At 34.9% G+C, this 20,292-nt stretch carries 15 protein-coding genes; 9 read left to right on the top strand and 6 right to left on the bottom strand.

Annotated elements, in window-relative coordinates:
- Window positions 1-64 precede the first annotated feature (64 nt).
- Both deia_RS04135 and deia_RS04140 read left to right on the top strand, forming a co-directional pair.
- Window positions 65-7,522, top strand: a complete 7,458-nt coding sequence (locus deia_RS04135) for a hypothetical protein (RefSeq protein ID WP_146820891.1) — start codon at window positions 65-67, stop codon at window positions 7,520-7,522.
- A gap of 206 nt (window positions 7,523-7,728) precedes the next feature.
- Entirely contained in the window at window positions 7,729-8,292 is a 564-nt protein-coding gene (locus deia_RS04140; protein ID WP_146820892.1) for a hypothetical protein, read from the top strand.
- A gap of 130 nt (window positions 8,293-8,422) precedes the next feature.
- Here deia_RS04140 and leuB read toward each other — a convergent pair whose 3' ends face one another.
- The 5 genes from leuB to rpoD form a co-directional block, all read right to left on the bottom strand.
- Window positions 8,423-9,514: a 3-isopropylmalate dehydrogenase gene (gene leuB, locus deia_RS04145; protein WP_146820893.1), complete on the bottom strand. Its 1,092-nt coding sequence runs from the start codon at window positions 9,512-9,514 to the stop codon at window positions 8,423-8,425.
- A 368-nt stretch (window positions 9,515-9,882) separates the two neighbouring features.
- A complete protein-coding gene (gene prfB, locus deia_RS04150) occupies window positions 9,883-10,968 on the bottom strand; it encodes a peptide chain release factor 2 (RefSeq protein WP_146820894.1) in 1,086 nt (361 codons plus the stop codon).
- Complete coding sequence (locus deia_RS04155) at window positions 10,968-11,195, bottom strand: hypothetical protein (protein ID WP_146820895.1); 228 nt, start codon at window positions 11,193-11,195, stop codon at window positions 10,968-10,970. The genes prfB and deia_RS04155 overlap by 1 nt, the downstream gene beginning before the upstream one ends.
- Before the next feature lie 30 nt (window positions 11,196-11,225).
- Entirely contained in the window at window positions 11,226-11,678 is a 453-nt protein-coding gene (locus deia_RS04160; protein ID WP_161982861.1) for a disulfide bond formation protein B, read from the bottom strand.
- Window positions 11,679-11,690: 12 nt separating this feature from the next.
- Window positions 11,691-14,018 carry an RNA polymerase sigma factor RpoD gene (rpoD, locus tag deia_RS04165; RefSeq protein WP_146820897.1) on the bottom strand — a complete coding sequence of 776 codons (2,328 nt, stop codon included), beginning with the start codon at window positions 14,016-14,018 and terminating at the stop codon, window positions 11,691-11,693.
- A 158-nt stretch (window positions 14,019-14,176) separates the two neighbouring features.
- Between rpoD and deia_RS04170 the strand changes: the two genes are divergently transcribed.
- The 7 genes from deia_RS04170 to nth all read left to right on the top strand — a co-directional run bounded on the left by deia_RS04170 (window position 14,177) and on the right by nth (window position 19,845).
- The gene (locus deia_RS04170) at window positions 14,177-15,058 is read left to right on the top strand and encodes a polyprenyl synthetase family protein (protein WP_146820898.1); all 882 of its coding nucleotides are present in this window, start codon (window positions 14,177-14,179) and stop codon (window positions 15,056-15,058) included.
- 2 nt (window positions 15,059-15,060) lie between these two features.
- Complete coding sequence (locus tag deia_RS04175) at window positions 15,061-15,561, top strand: complex I 24 kDa subunit family protein (RefSeq protein WP_146820899.1); 501 nt, start codon at window positions 15,061-15,063, stop codon at window positions 15,559-15,561.
- A 39-nt stretch (window positions 15,562-15,600) separates the two neighbouring features.
- Window positions 15,601-16,731 (top strand): molecular chaperone DnaJ, encoded by a 1,131-nt coding sequence (gene dnaJ, locus deia_RS04180; protein WP_146820900.1) that lies wholly within the window; start codon window positions 15,601-15,603, stop codon window positions 16,729-16,731.
- A gap of 106 nt (window positions 16,732-16,837) precedes the next feature.
- On the top strand, window positions 16,838-18,580 hold the full coding sequence (locus deia_RS04185) for a phage tail protein (protein ID WP_146820901.1): 1,743 nt from the start codon (window positions 16,838-16,840) through the stop codon (window positions 18,578-18,580).
- A 61-nt stretch (window positions 18,581-18,641) separates the two neighbouring features.
- Entirely contained in the window at window positions 18,642-18,794 is a 153-nt protein-coding gene (gene tatA / locus deia_RS04190; RefSeq protein ID WP_146820902.1) for a twin-arginine translocase TatA/TatE family subunit, read from the top strand.
- Window positions 18,795-18,843: 49 nt separating this feature from the next.
- Window positions 18,844-19,206 (top strand): hypothetical protein, encoded by a 363-nt coding sequence (locus deia_RS04195; protein ID WP_146820903.1) that lies wholly within the window; start codon window positions 18,844-18,846, stop codon window positions 19,204-19,206.
- A gap of 15 nt (window positions 19,207-19,221) precedes the next feature.
- Entirely contained in the window at window positions 19,222-19,845 is a 624-nt protein-coding gene (gene nth / locus deia_RS04200) for an endonuclease III (protein WP_146820904.1), read from the top strand.
- Here nth and deia_RS04205 read toward each other — a convergent pair.
- Complete coding sequence (locus deia_RS04205; protein WP_146820905.1) at window positions 19,839-20,243, bottom strand: hypothetical protein; 405 nt, start codon at window positions 20,241-20,243, stop codon at window positions 19,839-19,841. The genes nth and deia_RS04205 overlap by 7 nt on opposite strands.
- Window positions 20,244-20,292 lie beyond the last annotated feature (49 nt).

Genomic DNA, 20,292 nt, shown 5'->3' on the forward strand with positions numbered 1-20,292 from the left:
TTTTTCTTGACTTTTTTATTTTTTTTTATACGGTCTTATGTTTGCTGTTGCTATTTAGGGTTGTATGGATCAAAGTCAGATTAATATTCAATTCAATCAATTAATAGATAATCAAAAAATCGACTTCCCCAATGGTACAACATACTCTGGTCAAGTTAATCCACAAACCGGCCAGCCAGAAGGTCAAGGTAAAATGACATGGCCAGATGGCTCAATATATCATGGAGAGTTTTCAGGTGGCTTGCCTCATGGAAAAGGTACATTCACTTACGAGGCAACATACAATAATAATACAACGGAATACTATAAATACGAAGCGACATTTCAAAATGGCGTAGCTATTAATCATCATGTAAACAAAATAGACTATGGCAAATCATCGACAAACCGTACATCTGTAACAACTAAAACCACAATAATGCCAGGTAATACTCGCAACAGAGCACCAACTCTATCACCATATTTCATTAAACTTGACTATCAAGGCCAACAAGGAAAAGCACAGTCTAACATTCCAAAACACCTTGGCAGAATATTCCTTGGGAATAAAACTATGTTTCGTGGCACATTGAATGAAAACGGCGACATAGAACCAAATCAGAATAACACAATTGTTAACAAAAATGCGAAAGAAATAAATAAAATAAAGCTAGTTAAGATTAATGATAATTATCAATATTGTATTATTGATAAAAACACAATAACCTACCAAGACGGCAGGGTTTATACACAAACAAGTGGCAGTATAGCAGCAAACAATCTGCCAAATGCCAAAGGTAAAATGACATGGCCAAATGGCATAACATATGAAGGGGAATTTTCAAATGGCAACATAGAGAATAATACAAAAGGTAAAATCAAACTAAATGGTGCAATTATCTCAGGAAAAATCACCAACAATAAAATAACACAGGGCGAAGCTAGTGCTGAAATATTAGAAAATGGCGATGTAATTTTTATCAACAATGGAAGAAAAACAACATATTTTATAAATGGCGGCATACGTGAAGAAGAACAACAGCAGCAAGCACCGCCGCCACTTGAAAGTGAAATACACTTGAACAACAATCAACAACAAGCACTGCAGCAACAACAACAGCAGCAACCGCCAAATCTAATACAAGATGAAAATCTAAACAATACAAATACAATACTTACTCAAGAAAATGTTGGCAAAGCAATCAATCTTGGTAACCCCGCAAAGTTATTTACTGTTCAACAAATACAATCTAATAATAATGATAATCCGCAAACAACATACTTATTATCACACACTGATGAACAAGGCATTACTTATGAATATGATGGTGGGCTAATGTATCATAGCAACACTAAAGAGTATATACCCGATGGTCTTGGTGTATTACAAATACAAAAAAATGACATTACCCTTAAATATGAAGGAAACTTTGAAGATGGCGTTCCAAGCACTAATTCTAGTCTGCTAAAAATTAATAATACAGAATACAAAAACAAAAAATTTATTGGTGGAACATGTGACAATTTAATTCCTAATGCAAATCCGCCTCTATCAATAACAATTGACGCAGCTTTTACATACCCAGAAGTGCAAATAAATACAATATTAGCCTATCAGCCGCCGCAACAGCAAGTGCCACGTGAAAGTGAAATACCAATTGGCAACAATCAGCAGCAACAAGCACCAAAACAAGTTCAAATACAACAAAACACAAATGTTGTAACATCAATGATATGTGTAAAAACACGTAATAAACAATTTAAACTATGGGGAAACAGAACACATACATTCACCTTCGAAAACCCAAATAGAACAGTTGAAATTAAATTGCAACCAAATGGATGCCCTGTGCCAAATACTACTGCTAAAATAAAATTCAAAGATGATGGCAGAATATACCAAGGGCCAGTAGGAACAGATGGCCTTCCGTTCATTGATCCTAACAATCAATATCTTCAATATACAATCACATTTCGATATGGCAGAATATATCACAATGTTCCATTTACTATACAAAACAACAGTATCACACTAAACCCTGATCAAAATACAGACTATCAGATAACATATCCCGATGGCTCTACTTATCTCGGAAAAATAAACGCAGATGGCAAAAGACATGGCGAAGGTACAATAACATTGAAACTTGATAAAGATAACACAAAAATACTAGAGACAACATTTACTGATGATGCTGTAGACGCAAATGCAAATACAAAACTTACAATCACCACACGAAACAAGACAGAAAAAATAACTTCAGTATATGAAGGATGCGGCTATACTAGCAAAGGATTTAATAACCAAACAGAGATTACATTAACCAATACACAAGGCAACAATGTAACAACAAAAATCACAGGCAAGGTGAAGCCTGACACAGTAAATTTTCATGACACTGTAAAGGAAACAAGAAATGGAAATACATACGACTGCGTATATAAAGATGGAAAGCTAGATACAAGCAAGAATGTTAAAATCGCGTTCCAAGATGGCAGTACATACGAAGGTAGAGTAAATAATAATTATCAATTCCATGGCACTGGAGTGGAAACAAGAAATAAAAATAAATACGACTGCGTATATAAAGATGGAAAGCTAGATACAAGCAAGAATGTTAAAATCGCGTTCCAAGATGGCAGTACATACGAAGGTAGAGTAAATAATAGTTATCAACTACATGGACAAGGTACACTTACCGTCGCACTACCTCCTCCTCAAGCTGCTCAAAATATTCAAGGTTCTCAAAACATCCAAGCTGCTCAAAATGTAACATATACCGGAAATTTTACAAACAACACTATAACGATATCAAATGGTCAAAAAATAACAATAAACCCTCAGACTGGAGAAGTGATGCAAAACAATCAGCAAGCAATTCCCCAAGGAGGAGGGCAGCGGCCATCACAAATACAATCACAAATACAATCACAAATACAATCGCAAAATAATATCAATCAGGATCAACCAGAAAGTCAGATACAATTCAATATTCAACAGCAACAACCACTAGAGCAACAGGAGCAGCAGGAGCAGTTAAATAATACACTTCCAAGCAAAATAAACCTGTATATTTCATCCCAGCAAAAGAAAATCGATCGTCTAAAAGAGCATAATAGCATCGAAGAAGCACAAGAAAAAACAAAAATAACGGAAAAAATAGCATTATGTGAATCATTATTACAACAAACACAAGCAGAAATAATGGAAGAAATAGCATTATGTAAATCATTATTACAACAAGCAAAAGCAGAAAAACCGAAAGAAATTAAAATTTATGCAGATACTTCATTAGAATTAATGGAAATATTAATACAACATCAAGATAAGAAGAAAATAACAATAATAACAAGTGATGCCAAAGAAACAGAATACCTTGAATATATAACCGCAGAAATCACACTTGAACAAACACAAGAAAAAATGGAGAGCTTACTTAAACTCTTTTCCATTGCAAATGATCAATCTAAAGTTCCGATGTATAATACGATTTTTCCAATCATAAACAAAATTATACTGAAAAACAATTTTGAAAATCCTCCTGTAATTTATAATCTTATTCAAGTTCTTGCAGGTATAAACACACCAAATGATCTACAAACTAATATACAAAGAATAAATCAGATAATCGACACAATTGAGCCAAAAATAATTCAGTATGCCATAAAAATAATGATTCAGAATATTGTAAATACTGTTAATGCACAAGACCAAGCAAGTTCTATAAAAAACGCAATAGCTATTCTAGAATCTCCAAAAGACCCTTTTTGTCCTAATATCGATGCGCCGCCATATGATAATATAACATCAACGGAGATAATAAATTATATTCAAGAGCGTAAAGCAGCTAACTTGAAATATCAATGGACAGATGAATATTGGACCAAAGAATATCAATTACCAAAATCTTTGATTACAAAACTACAACCTCTAAACACTAGCTTGCAAAGTCTTTATATTGAATCATTTCACGAAACACTATCAGAATGTTATCGATTTAAATCCGACGAACCATTTATACAAAGCTTAAACGAAAAAATAAATTCTTTGCTATCCAAAGAATATCTGAAATATGGTAAGGAAAAAAAGTTATTAAATTCTTTATTGAAATCTGGCGAATTACCATCTCTATATAGGATAAATCCAAACAATCTATTTGATCTATATGAAATAGATGAAAGCATTACAGAGGATGAAATTTATAAAGACATACCAAAAGAAGCGCATGTAAATCAATCTGCCAAATTTAAAGCATACTTAGCCAAGAAATATCAGAATAAACTAAATCATATATTGACAGAATTGAACCCGTATCAGAAATGTGACTTCTTAAATGCAAACTATATAATATATCAAGCTACACAATTAAAACAACAAAATCATCCAATTTTAGATACAAAATTAGATACAATCATACAAACACAAGAAATTTTTATTCAAAGACTTCGTCTGCAAACTTCTTATGATGAAGTAGAATTTCTAAACTTAAAACTACAAAGACTACAAAGAGAAGAAAAATATATTACACAAATCTCACAGAATGAAATAATTGATAGCCAAAGATGTTGTTACCATGATGTACTTCAAACAATAGCGTCTTATAATGAAAAACTTTCTTCAGCATTACGTATAGTTTCTCATAAAAAACCACAAACAAAAACCAAACCACAAGGCGACAAACAAGACAACAAACAAGACGACCAAAACAACCAAAACATGGACGCTTCTTTTGGTGATCTTAACAAAGAATCTCAAGATGGCAACAACGAAGACTCAAATCCCCAGATAGAAAATCAGGAGCAGGAAGAAATAAATGGCGCAACCGATCATGAAAAAATCCAGAAACTTATAATAAAACAATTTGATGATATAATACAATGGATAAAAAGAGAAAAAGAAGATAATTTGCAATCTTGCATACAATTCATGCAAGATATTATTCATGTTATAGACGGTATTGCGATAAAGGGAAATTTTTCTGTCAAATTTCTCATAGAAATTAAGAGCAAATGTGAGGAAATCAAATCTTTGGAACCGAATACAGGTGACAACCACCCCCCCCAAATGACACAAAGTCAAAAAGATGCAATAGTAGAGATCTTTTCAAAAAGCCTTAATGCATTTTCAAGAAGCCTTAATGCATACTCTGTATTACATAAAAAATTACAAAAAAAAGCAGCAAATAATAAAAGAATAAAAGAAAAACAAGAAAAAATAGCCCAATTGCAACATCAAATACAAGAAAAGGAAGATAAAAATCAACAAGACTTAAAATCAATTCAAGAAAAAGAAAAATGTATCAATGGCTTTGACACTATACAGATCAATGCACAAGAACAGAATACTTCTATAAAAGATGATGATGATGCTGCACAAGAAAGACACCGCATTCTTCACGATAAACTCATTAAAAACATTGATAATATTGAAGATACTATATTAAAATTACCCGATATTCAATACAATCCTCCAGAAGATCAGTCGCAACAGCAAAGTCAGCAGACAAATGATCAGCAATTTAAATTACCAGATCAAACAGAAATAGACCCATTTTATAATGTTCCACTAAAATATCAAGCCTCTGCATTCTTTAGCGGAAAACTAAACACACAAATCGAAATCGCAAGAAATTTATGTACAGAATTAAGCGCATACATACCAGAAAAAGACTTCATTATTGATCCATCAGAACTAAAAGATACCCTTCCAGATAATATACGCTCTTTTGAAGATGCATATGTTTGGGCTTTATTACAAAAAATAAAACAAGTATTAAAAAGCAAAGATATAGCTTTATACCTTTCAAATGAAAGACTTCAACATTTTAATAATCATCTAAATGAACTAGACAACAAATATAAACAAGGCAACCAAAGTGTTAAGCTCAACAACCTAACAGCACTTCTTGAGAATATCTTCAAACAAATTCACAAAAGTTCACAATCTAAACCTCCTACAAAACCTTCTAATATAAATATAATAATTCCTGACAATAAAATCTCAGAAGTATTCCGCAAATTTAAAACTCAACCAGACGCATTAAATGCAGCTAATACAATAATAAATACTGAAATTTCACATTATCAACAACAAAATCAACAGAATAAACATACTCCCAAAGAACGCATCCACAACTTACTATTAACAATAAGTAATAGCAACCACGACAATCCACAAAACCCTCCTCAATACACTCTAAAACCTGAATATCAATCTAAAGAAATTGCAACATTGATATACAATGCACTTAATATACAATCACCAGAAACATTGGAATCTATAATAAATTATCAAAGATTAAAATACAAAGCATTCTCTACTCTTTCGCAAAGTATTCAATCATCTCATAATGCAGTAGAAGAGGCAGCAAAAAATCTAAAATTAATTAGTAACAAAACAGGTGTATTTAATAAATGCAGACAATATTACGGAAATTTCAAACTTAAAAAAGCACAATTTGCACTAGGTTTTAAAGTATGGATGACATATATCGCAAATGCAATAACAATCTTCTTTAATAAAATATCTATCTTCTTTAGAAAACTCTTTACTAATAATCACAATGCAATATTAAATATCGCTAAAGAAAATCAACACAAAATTTCTGAAAATGAAATGATACGTAGCATCAAAAACAAAGAAGTTGCAATAACAGAAGATCTTGTAAATTCAATTGAAACTCAGTGGAATCAAAACTTCCTAAAAAATCAAAAACCAGCAAACAAAAAACAACAAACAAAAACCAGCAAACAAAAACCAGCAAACAAAAACCAGCAAAAACCAAAGCATAAAATAAATATGAATCAAACAAACCAAAGAGTTACAGAAATACTTCTTTGTATATTGAATAATGCAACAGATTCAGATAGTATATTGAATAATGCAACAGATTCAGATAATAAGATAAAACAGGCATTGCAACGATTACCTGGCTATAACATGACCCCAAAGATACAATCCGCTATCAAAACACTAATACAAAAAGAATCTATTGATAGAGCAGAAATAGTAAGAATGATAAGATCAGATAAATACTTTAGATCTCTACTTTATAACACAATTCCCAAAGAAGACAGAAGGAAAATACATCAATGTATAGAAAAAGGACGTAAACGGTATGATAATACCAGATATGATAAAATTGCAATAGAAATTAAAAAAATAATGTCTGGACATCAACACTTAGAAGGTATTTTCTTTGGACAATCAGCATCAAAAGAAAAAATATATGATGCTGCAGTGAATAAACCAAAACAAGTTGCAGCACAAGAATATTACTCATACATTGAGAGAAAAATTAATAAATATGACAAAGAATATCAAAAAATATATACCCATAGCACAATATACAATACAGACCCATCACTGCAACCACAAATCAATGATCAACTAAACAACAGTATTTTCAACGAAGAAACCAGTGGCATCATTACCGATCCTGATAACAGTAAGTTAAATAAACAGAATCCGCCTATCTTACAACAATCTCATCGTTCTTCTGTCATAAAGCTTCATAATGATTTAAATGGTATGGTTTCTTAGATAATATGTCAGAGGTTATAAGCAATAATATTCCTACTAATCCAAATTCCGGGAAAGTATAATAGCAGCGTAAACCATTATCTACAAGTTGTTTTAAAGAAAAACAATCAAAAATCTATTCTCCCATAAAAATTAATTAAAAAAGCTTGCAAAAAAAAATAATAGTTTTATAATGTCGTTATAGAGCTAATTTTAAAGTCTTTTTTATGACAGTAATAAATTTTACAAACTATTTAAACAATGTATCAGGTAGCACTAGAATACGCAATGCCTTCTCAGGCCTCTCAGCTAATCGTCTTAGAATAGCACGAGAATATTTCTCAAATCCATCATCTGTTACTATACCAAATAATGTCATACAATTTCCAACGCCATTTAAGAAAAAACAAAGTATAGAGGAAATAAAAAATAACTTTAGACAAAGCCGCATGATATTGCTTGATACTTTAAAAAAATTGCAACAAATATCAGATAGAAACCAGCAACTTAGCTATAAAATTAATAATAAAAAAGAAAAAATAATGCACGAACTACAGCAAAACATAAAAAATCAACAATCTTGCCATAAACAATTCTCATCACCATGTAACTATAATTCTAATCACAATAACGCCGATGAAGACAATGATTTTAACCAATCTGATGCCTTGGAAAATAGTGAAAATCATAATCAAATTGATCAAGACGCTATAATAAAATTTTCAGATAATACACATAATATTAGACCTTCGTATTTAAATAAACTCACTACAAATAAACCTAAATTCTAGTAATAAAATTTAGACAAATTGCCATAACCTATCCAGATTTTTGCATATCTCATCACCCATGCTAAATACTACATCCGACCCAAGAAATTTGCTATTAATAAATGCTAAATCCTATATAAAAACCGCATAACTACAGCAACTTCTCCAGATTTTTGCATATCTCATCACCCATTGCGGATGTTCCAACTAAAGTGCAATTTTCGCCCTTAATATCCCCAGTTCTGTGCGTTTTTAAAGTTGCCTTTATAGCCTCGTCAATTTTATCTGCAATCTCGCCCTCGTTTATTGAATACTTAAACGCCATGGCAAGCGATGAAATCATCGCAATTGGATTTGCTAAATCTCTGCCCGCAATGTCAGGCGCAGACCCATGCACAGGCTCATAAAGTGCCGTTTTCTTCCCATTCAACTCGCCAAGTGACGCAGACCCAAGCATTCCAATCGACCCCGTCAGCTGCGAGCCAAGATCCGATAATATATCCCCAAACATGTTCTCCATTACTAAAACATCATATTTCTTCGGGCATTTCACAAGCTCCATAGCCATGGCATCAACATACATGTGCGAAAGCTCAATGTCCCCGCGGCTTTTCCCAATGTTTTCCGCTACATCACGCCATAATTTCATAGACGCTAAAACATTCGCCTTGTCAACAGAGCATACCTTTTTGCCTCGCTTCTCGGCCAAATCAAACGCCACATTTACAATCCTTGCAATCTCAGATTCCTTATATGCAAGCGTATTAAATCCGTATCTCTGCCCCTCTTTTTCCTCAATTCCACGCGGCTGCCCAAAATAAAGCCCGCCAACAAGCTCACGCACTATCATTAAATTAAGCCCGGAAATATACTCTTTTTTAAGCGGAGACGCATCTGCAAGCTCGTCAAAAACCACTATAGGCCTTAGATTTGCAAATAAATTCAAGTCTTTTCTAATCTTGAGCAAGCCAGCTTCTGGGCGAAGATGAGTCTCAAGCCCGTCCCACTTTGGGCCGCCAACCGCGCCAAGTAATACAAAATCAACATTTTTCCCCTTTTCAATAGTTGCATCTGAAACCGGCAAGCCCTCTTTGTCAATTGCAATGCCGCCAATTAAACTATCTTCAATATCCATCTCAAAACCGCACTTTCTAGCGATTAAATCTAGTATTTTTCTCACCTCACGCATCACCTCAACGCCAATTCCATCCCCAGCTAAGCAAAGTATTTTAATTTTCTTCATATAATAACATTTTTTACCTTCTATAGATTTGATAATATTAAAGTCAATTATTATTCACAAAATTATTCCTAAATACTATATACTGAAAAAATAATAATGTTGCCAGGCTTTATAACTAATCTTCATTATATGCCAATCCTTGCTTTATATCTTTGTAAAATACTTCAATAATTGAAATACTACTTACCAGTGCTCATCGCCACAATAACGCTTTCCATGCACTCCTTAATTTGCCCGTCTAAAAATGCCCGTGTGTTTGCCGTTTCGAAATCCAGTATTGAAAAGGCTTTTTCGCGACAATATAAGTAAACTATTTTTAAATTTCTAATAAAACTAGATTATATCAAGTAAAAAGTTTATGAAATTAATTATTTATCCTCGCTCATCGCAACAATAACGCTTTCCATGCACTCCTTAATTTCGCCGTCTAAAAATGCCCGTGTGTTTGCCGTTTCGAAGTTGCTGCGTGTGTCTTTTACAAGCTGATATGGGTGTAAAACATAGTTTCTAATCTGGCTTCCAAAGCTTATGTCCATTTTACTTTCGTTAATCTTGTCTTGATCCGCCATTTTTTTACGCATTTGCTCCTCATAGAGCCTAGATTTTAGCATATTCATTGCCTCAGAGCGATTTTGCACTTGAGACCTCTGAACCTGACATGCAACAACAATCCCGCTTGGAATATGCGTAATTCTGACCGCTGACTCGGTTTTATTTACGTGTTGCCCACCTGCCCCTGAGCTTCGATATGTGTCAACTTTTATGTCAGATTCGCTAATATTTATCTCGATTTTATCGTCTATTATCGGGTATGCAAAGACGCTTGCAAAACTTGTTTGGCGCTTGTCGTTGCTGTTAAATGGCGAAATGCGAACTAATCTGTGTACTCCAATCTCGCCTTTTAGCCATCCATATGCGAAATCTCCAGTTATTTTCACAGTAACGCTTTTTATTCCAGCCTCCTCGCCCTCTAAACTGTCAACTATTTCGTACTTAAATTTCTCAATATCCGCCCACATTGTGTACATTCTAAGCATCATTTGCGCCCAATCTTGGCTATCTGTGCCGCCGGCTCCGGAATTTATCTCTAAAAACGCACCGCAAATATCGGTTTCTCCTTGGAAATTGCTCATTATTTTCATCTTTTCAACCTGCTTTTGCAATTTTGAAAGCTCAAATGTAAACTCATTAATTTCAGCCTCACTTGCAACAGATGCAAGGTCAACTATCGCATCAAATTCTCCCTTTATCCTTATAAAATCTGCTATTTTTCGCTCAAGTGAATTTTTTCTCTGCGAAAGCTTTGCAAATAATACATGATCCTGCCAAGACTTCTCAATTTCGCCCTCAATACAAACTATCTCAGCCTGAACATCCCTTACCCTTAAAATCTTCTCAATAGAAATAAGAGAACCAGATATGTCAGAAAATAGTGCATTATAAGAAGACTCCATTAGCTTGGATTAGATTCAGATCTCGAAGTTCCAATAATAACACTCCACGGTAACGGCTTGCCTTCAAATGAAACTATCTCAGTTGTGCCCGCAAAACATGCACCCATAAAACCATTTCTCTTACCTTGTAAAATAATACGCGCAGGAACAATGTCTCTTCCCTTGTACTTTTTGTTCTCGGCTTTTTTACGATCCGTACGTGCATTTTTCGATACATTTGACTTCATATCTGTATTATATTTATATTACCCTAAAACCTATTTTTTTATAGTCAAGCTTTTATATAAAAAAATTGTAAAAAATTCAAAAATGCAATATAAAATGTTCCAAAAAGTCAACTTCACACCTAAAAAATACTTTGCAATCGAACATTTTACACTTACACTATATATATTCTCTATGCTAAAATCATCACAACTTGACTCAAAAATGCCATACTCAACACCAATATGATATACCGTTACACCAAAATTTATACCAATACACATCAAAACCACTAATAAACTATACTTTCCCCCACTATATCTAATAAATAAACCCGCAAATAAAAAACTAATAAAATGCATCCATCTTTCCGCAATACATAAAATACACGGTATTAACGATAAAAAATGCTCTAAAATAAAAGAAGTTGCAAACGGCGCTATAAATATTAACAACACTAAAACCTTCAATCTAAACCCATCTAGCCTCTCTAAAAATCTTATCATAATCATACAAAATCATCCACCACTAGAACCCTTGGTTGCAAAAGGCTTAAACTTGTTAGACCTCGTCGGATGCTGTAACTTCCTCAGCGCCTTCGCCTCAATCTGACGAATTCTCTCTCTCGTAACATTAAACTGCTGACCAACCTCCTCAAGCGTGCTATCAGAATTAAGACCAATCCCAAACCTTGTTCTAAGTACCCTTTCCTCTCTCGGCGATAAACTTGCAAGTGATGCATTTGTCACAGACCTTAAATTCTCATACTCTGCAGCGTCAAGCGGCGATGCAACATTGTCATTTTCTATCGTGTCACCAAATACACCCCCACCATCTCCCATAGGCGCATCCAAACTTATCGGATCTTTCGCAATCCTCATTATCTTCTTAATCTTCACAAGCGGCATCGCAAGCTCGTTTGCTAACTCCTTTTGCGACGGCTCCCTTCCAAGCCTTTTTACCATATCTCTTGATGTTTTGTTAATCTTCCCAATTAACTCAGAAATGTGCGCCGGAATCCTTATAACCTTCCCATGATCAGAAATGGCCCTGCTTGCAGCCTGCTTTATCCACCATGTTGCATATGTTGAAAACTTATACCCCTTTCTATACTCAAACTTATCAACAGCACGAATTAAACCAATATTTCCCTCCTGTATTAAATCAACTAATGGTATACCTCTGTTTGCATAATTCTTCACTATCGATACAACAAGCCTTAAATTAGACTGCACCATCTCGGACTTCGCCTTCATCGTGTCTCTTTGATATTTCTCCGTCTCAATCGCACTTCTCTTAAACTCATTTACCTTCATTAATATGCTTCTCTTAATCAATACAACTATCTCCTTTTGTATCGTAACTATATCACTTTCAACCTCACTTATCATCTCCTTTATACCATCACTTCCCCCATACTTACTGCTCTTTAATAATAATATTAAATCGTCAGTCATCTCATTTCCAGAATATACCTCTAAAAACTCCTTTCTGCTTACCTTATACTTATCACATATACTCAATAACCTTGCCTCAAGATCTATTAACTTTTTATACGCCTCGTTTTGCTTAGCTATTATCGCAGTAATAATATTCTGATGTAACTTCACAGAATATACACCGTTAAATACATCATTTACTAACTTCTCATACTTTTCCTTGTCAATAGCAATATTGTGTAAATTATCCTTTTGTAACCTCAATAACTTTAAGCATATATCAGATACATTTCCTAATATATCCAATACCTTTGGCCTTAGCGCTACCTCCATCGATGCAATAGAAATGATAGGCTCGTCAGAAAACTCCTCAATATCCTCATCCTCATCACCTCCATCACCAGAATACTCAGATGACCTTGACCTTAAATATGATATCCTGTTTTGCATTACAGTCGATGAATTCGGCACACCAGCCTCATCACTCTCAATTATAATACTATCCTTATACTCCGTAGTGTATAAACTATCAACATCTATCGCCTCTCTTAACTGTATCTTATTGTTATTTATATCATCATATAAATTTATTATCTCATTCATCCCAATCGCACTTGTACAAAATGACATCATTATCATCTTGTTTCCAACCTCTATCCTCTTTGCAATCTCCGTCTCCTCATCCTTTGTAAGTAACGATGACTTTCCTATCTGGCTCATGTATGCCTTTAAAGAATCGTCTATAAATACATCCTTCTCCTTCCCATCAAATCTCTTGTCATTTGAAAACTTGCTCTCTAAATCCTCAATATTCCCCACTACATCAATCCTTGCCTCTTCAAGTAAATTAACTAAATCCTCAGCAACTTCAGCACTAATCCTCGACGGTAACTGCTCCGATACATCTAAATACGTCACATATCCAACCTCTTTTCCTATCTTCAGTAACGGCTTTAAATACTTTATCATCGATATCTTCTTTGGATTAGACTGGCTCTCAATATACTCAATAAAATCCTCTATATCCTTGTTTGCCCTAAGCTCCATCTCTGTAAACATCCCCTCATCCCTTCCTCCAGTAATATCCCTCTTTTGCTCCTCACGAACTACACCTACTTCATCCTTCATAACCTCCGTACTTACCTTCTTCTCAACAATAACATCTTTCTTCTTTTCACTAACTTCCATCTTATCCTTTACCTTATTAATACCCTCTGCATCACCCTTCTTCCTATTCTTTATATCACTTTCCTGAATTATCTTCTTTATGTTGTTTATCATCTTCTGCTCAGCCTTCATCTTGTCAAGCGCTACATCCTTCATTCCATTGCCCTGAAAATTAAACTTTGCCCCCGAAATAACATTACTTCTTACATCCTTATTTTTATTTTTAATATTTTTTGGCATAAAAAGAGAGAGGTTCTCTTATCTCTAAAATCCATTAAAATAAAAATCAAGACTTTTTTACAATACAACAAAAACAATATCATAACTTTAAATAAAAAAAATCTCTTGATTTTTAAAACATTAATTACAACAATCCCTCTAATTATATTAACCTCTTTATGCAAAAAGACTTCACAGCCCTTCAAAAATATATCTCAGACTGTGCAACGCGAATAAATCAACAACTCTCTAAAACCCTTGCATTTGACGAAAATGACCCCATCGCAAAACTCCTAAATGCAATGCAATACTCCGTTCTTGCCCCAGATGCAAAAAGATTTCGCCCATTCCTTCTAGTTGCAACCTCAGACCTTCTTGAAATAAATAGAGATATTTCAATTAAATACGCCTCAATCGTAGAACTAATACACTGCTACTCTCTCGTTCATGATGACCTTCCAGCCCTCGATAATGATGACTATCGTAGAGGTAAACCAACATGCCATAAAGCATTTGACGAAGCTACAGCAATCCTCACAGGCGATGCCCTCCTTACAAAAGCTTTCCAAATAGCATCAGAAATAAATGACCCAATCGACCCAACAATACAACTGCAAATTATCAATATAATCGCAAATGCAGCCTCTACAAAAGGTCTAATCGGCGGTCAATTCATCGATATAACATCATCACCAAATAATATCCAAGAAGCAATGCGCATGAACGCAATGAAAACAGGCGCACTCTTTAAAGTATGCTGCGAAATACCAATTGCCCTTGCAGCTAAAAAAATATCAAAAAACCACGCACGGCACATCACCCTTTACTCCCAAAGTATCGGCGCAGCATTCCAAATAATCGACGATATACACGACTGTATAGAAGACTCAACTAAAAAGAAAGACCAAAGTAATATCGTCTCAATAGTTGGTGTAGATCAAGCTAAAAATGAAGCTCAAATCCTCATTAATCAAGCAATAGATATGATGTCAATATTCGAGTCTAAAAAAGCAACAGTTCTAATCGAATTCGCCAAATACATTCACTCACGTATTTTATAACTATGTTCCAATTTAACCAAGAAAACCATCAAAAATCACAAGAAATCCTTGCAAAATACCCATCAGATAAAAAACGCTCCGCAATAATGCCATTCCTTTGGCTTGCTCAAGAACAAGATGGCGATAATATCCTTTCTAAAGATAAAATAGAATATGTCGCACAACTCCTTTCTATCCCCGTAATACAAGTCTACGAAGTCGCAACCTTCTATACAATGTATAACCTTGAAAATGTCGGCGCTAATCACATACAAATATGCAATACCGTCCCATGCTCCCTTGTTGGCTCAAAAGACATCCTTGCCACCATTGAAAAACTCACAGGCGTTAAAGAAAATACAATATCTCCAAATGGTAAATTTTCCTTCTCTAAAGTAGAATGCCTTGGCGCATGTAACGCAGCACCAGTAATACAAATAAACAATAAACAATATCACGAAAAAATGAATAAAGAAAAAATGCTCGAATTATTTTATAAACTCTCAGGTCTTGAAAATATATAAAATATGAATATATTAATAACGCAATCATAATATAACTATATGGCAAAAGACTTCTACGATACACTTGGCATCTCAAAAACAGCAACACAAGATGAAATAAAAGCAGCCTATAAAAAAATGGCAATTAAATATCACCCAGATAGAAATCAAGATAAAAAAGAGGAATCAGAAAAAAAAATGAAGGAAATTAACGAAGCATATGATACACTCGGTGACCCAAATAAACGCCAAAACTACGATAGATTCGGCTCAAGCGGACAAAACGGTGGATTTGGCGGTCAAGGCGGCTTTAGCGGCGGATTTAACCAAGGCTTCTCAGGATTTGAAGATATATTCGAAGATATAAACAGCATGTTCGGCGGCGCATCATCCCGCTCCCGTAGAGAACGCAGCGATGGAAGACAAAAGGGCTCAGACCTCCGCTATACAGTAAAACTAACACTAAAAGAAGCATACCTTGGTATTAAAAAAAATATCTCCTTTAAAGCCCTTGGTAAATGCGACCAATGTAACGGTAAAGGCGGCGAAGGCGTAATAACATGTAACGAATGTAATGGCGCAGGAACAATCCGCTATCAACAAGGCTTCTTCATCGTCGAAAATACCTGCCCAAAATGCCGTGGAGACGGTATAATGATTAAAAACCCTTGCCGCTCTTGTAAAGGCTCAGGTAGAAAAGAAAAGGAATTTAACATCACAGTAGATATCCCTCGTGGCGTGTCTGACTCAGATAATATACGCGTTTCACAATCAGGTGAAGCAGGTATTCGCGGTGGCCAATCAGGTGACCTTTTCGTTGCTATTAAAATCACAGAAGATGACTTCTTCAGACGTGACGGCGATAATCTAATATGCGATATACCCGTTAAATTCACTCGTGCAATCCTTGGTGGCGAAATAGCAATACCACTAATAGACGGCACAATACATAAACTAAATATCTCAGAAGGTATCCAAAATGGCGATAGAATAAAAGTTTCATCTAAAGGTATGCCACGCTATAACTCTAATAACTTTGGCGACCTATTCATCTACATAAAAATCGAAACCCCAATTAACCTCTCTAAAGACCAAAAACGCATAGTAGAAGAACTCGATCGCTCAATAGATGATAAAATGAACCCTAAAACTAATAATTTTATCAATAAAATTAAATCACTTTTTAATTAATAAACCATCCTAAAACCCCATACAATAAACCAATACTCACACCTTCTAAAAAAATGCTTCCAGAAATAAAAACCCTTCATACATAAAACACAAATTTTCCATTTGTATGAAAACAAAAAACATGAACCTTTCTCAAATCGCTCAAAATCAATCCGCTAAAGAGACAATAATAAACGAAAATAACATAATAATAGACTCCCTTGCAGTGTGTAAAGTTGCAAAAATAATCACAACCCTGCCAACCGAAACCCTCGATAACGGCACAGCCTTCATAGTCTCAAATACCCCAGATAATGCCCTTTCCTCTAAAGCAAATAACATCTGCATATACCACGTAAACTTTGGCTTTAAATTCATCGCCCCACAAGAAAATATGACATTCTTTGTAGTCTCGGAACTTGCCCACTATGTATACACAAACAACACATGGAAAATCGTTTCCAATGCATCACAAAATAACACAAATAACCAATCCGGCTCATCATCTCAAATCCAATCCGACTGGAATCAAACAACATCAACCTCCCCAGACTTCATCAAAAATAAACCAACCATCCCATCTAAACTAAGCAACCTTCAAAATGACATATTCTCAAATGTCGATAACACAAGCGATGCAAATAAACCAGTCTCCACTGCAACGCAAATAGAGCTTGATAAAAAAGCAAATTCCTCAGATGTCCTCTACAAAACCAATAACCTCCTTGAACTTTCCGATAAAGATACCGCACTTGCAAACCTTGGCGCAATGAAAAAATCAAGTAATCTTCAAGATCTGCCAGATAAATCAATAGCTAGAAATAACCTAAATGTATACTCAAAAACAGAAATAGAAACAGCACTAAACTCAAAAGCAAATTCCTCAGATGTCCTTTACAAAACCAACAACTTGCTTGAGCTTTCAGATAAAGACGCAGCTAAAACAAATCTCGGACTTGCAAAAGTCGCAACAACAGGCTCTTATAATGATTTAACCGATAAACCAACAATTACCTCAAGCGGCACAACCACCTCTCAAATCCAATCCGACTGGAACCAAACAACATCAACCTCCCCAGACTTCATCAAAAATAAACCCTCAATCCCATCACCACAAGTCAACTCAGACTGGAACTCAACCTCAGGCATATCTCAAATCCTTAATAAACCAACCCTTTCAACCGTCGCAACAACAGGCTCTTATAACGACTTGACTAATAAACCCTCAATCCCACAAATCCCAACTAATATCTCTGCATTTACAAACGATAAAAACTACCAAATGCTATCAGATGTCCAAACCCTCATAGCATCAATTCTTGCAGATACCCTCTCAACCTCTACATCAAAAACTTGGTCAATTGATAAAATAAAATCCTATATTTCATCAAATTCCTCATCATCCTCATCCGCTTCATCTTTTATCGTTGGCGACTACAAAAACTCCGCCCAAACCGCAAACCACAACTCTTGGCTTTTGTGCAATGGACAAGCCGTTTCACGCACCACATATTCTGAGCTTTTTGCACTTCTTGGAACAAATTTCGGTGCAGGTGACGGCACTTTAACTTTCAACCTCCCAGACTTCCGCGGTCGCACCTTTGCCGCAATAGGTCAGGGTTCAGGACTTACAAACCGCACTCTTGGACAGAAAGTTGGCGCTGAAACCCACACTCTAACAGTAAATGAAATGCCATCACATTCACATTCAAATGGTGCTTTTTCTACTGGATATGCAGTTGCCGCTGGTGGCAATTATGGCGGATATCCTCAAGTAACAAACACAGGTAGTGCAGGTGGCGGACAATCCCACAACAACATGCAACCAACGCTTTTTGCAGGAAATGTGTTTGTTTTTGCGGGTGTTTAAAATAAAAATGCTTGATTATTAAATAATATATCCCCATAATATACAAAATAAATGCAATAATATGTCAATAGGAATCTGGCAACTTGTCCTCATAATTATCCTTGTTCTAATACTCTTTGGCGCAGGTAAACTTCCAATAGTAATGGGTGAAATAGGTAAAGGTATAAAAAACTTTAAAAAAGGTCTCTCAGATTCCGATGATCAAAAAAAATAACTTGCATTTTACTTAAAAATCAGCTATAATGCAAAAACTTTTTCTTCATATGAAAAAAATCATAACATTACTCCTGCTTGCATCCTGCCAAGGCCCTTACCTTCCAATGTCAGGCTTTATGAATAAACCAATCGGTAAAGGTAATATGATGCCCCCAACTGACCTTCGAATAACAAACCTCCTGCCCTTTCGCCAAGAACCCTTTAAACCAATAGACCAATCAATGCGTAGCGCAACTACAGTCTCAAGCCTAAAAACAGTAGACTCATTCGATATCCTCGTCTATAAATACTATCTTCCTCATGATGATAAATGGAATTCAATCCACGCAGCGCAAATACAAGCTAATGTCTTCTCAACCCCCGGTATGCCAAAAGCAACAGATAACCAATTGCCAGAAATATTTGACTAAAAAATCTACATAATCATGACTAATATCCTAAAACTCAAAGAAATATCTAAAATCCTCATTAAATCCTTTCCAAACCCTCAAACAGAACTTCACTATACAAACCACTTTACCCTTTTGATCGCAATAATCCTTTCCGCTCAAACAACAGATAAAATGGTAAATATAGCAACAAATACCCTCTTTAAACTCATTAATACCCCGCAAGACCTAATAAATCTTGGTATAGATGAACTAAAACTACACATTAAAATCCTAAATTACTATAATACTAAAGCCCAAAATATCATCAAAACAGCCCATATCCTAAACCAAATGCAATCCATCCCAAATACCCTTGAAGACCTCATGAAACTTCCAGGCGTTGGCAGAAAAACCGCAAATGTCTTCCTAAACGTCGCCCTTGATAAACCAACTATAGCCGTAGATACACACGTTTTCCGCCTTACAAATCGCATCTTTAATGCAAACTTTACTAAACCCGAGGATGCAGAAAAATTCCTTCTTCAAATTAACTCCCATAGCCTTAAAAAACATACCCACCATCTACTAATTCTACACGGTAGATATGTTTGTAAAGCTAAAAAACCAGACTGCAAAAACTGTAAAATCTCGCACCTCTGCTCATATTTTAATCAATGACCTCTGCAATTTGGTGACTTATTGCCTTGATTTACTAAAGAATGATTGTGAATGTTTGCCAATACTTGAGCTACAGATTGATTATTCTGAACTTGTTGTTGTACTGCTTGCAAATTTTGTATTTGCGATGTAGGTTGTTGTGCTTGTATTGTAGTGTCCATATCTGCAACAACATCTTCATCTGGAACTAAATCGCTATAATCTTGATCTTGAAATTGATTATTCTGCACTTGTTGTTGCTGTTGTTGCTTTATGTGCAATATCGTTTCAGTATAACTAAAAACATTGCCTACATTACTATTAGATGATGACTTTCCAGCATTATAATTTTCAATTTCACCTACAGCTTTTGATAATATAGCGTCAAAATTACTTGCATCTTCGTGATTACTATTCATATTAAAATAAAATATTGAGAAATTATACCATATCTTTTCTCAACTGTCA

The organism is Candidatus Deianiraea vastatrix (genome assembly GCF_007993655.1).
In the GTDB taxonomy this organism is placed as follows: Bacteria; Pseudomonadota; Alphaproteobacteria; order Rickettsiales; family Deianiraeaceae; genus Deianiraea; species Deianiraea vastatrix.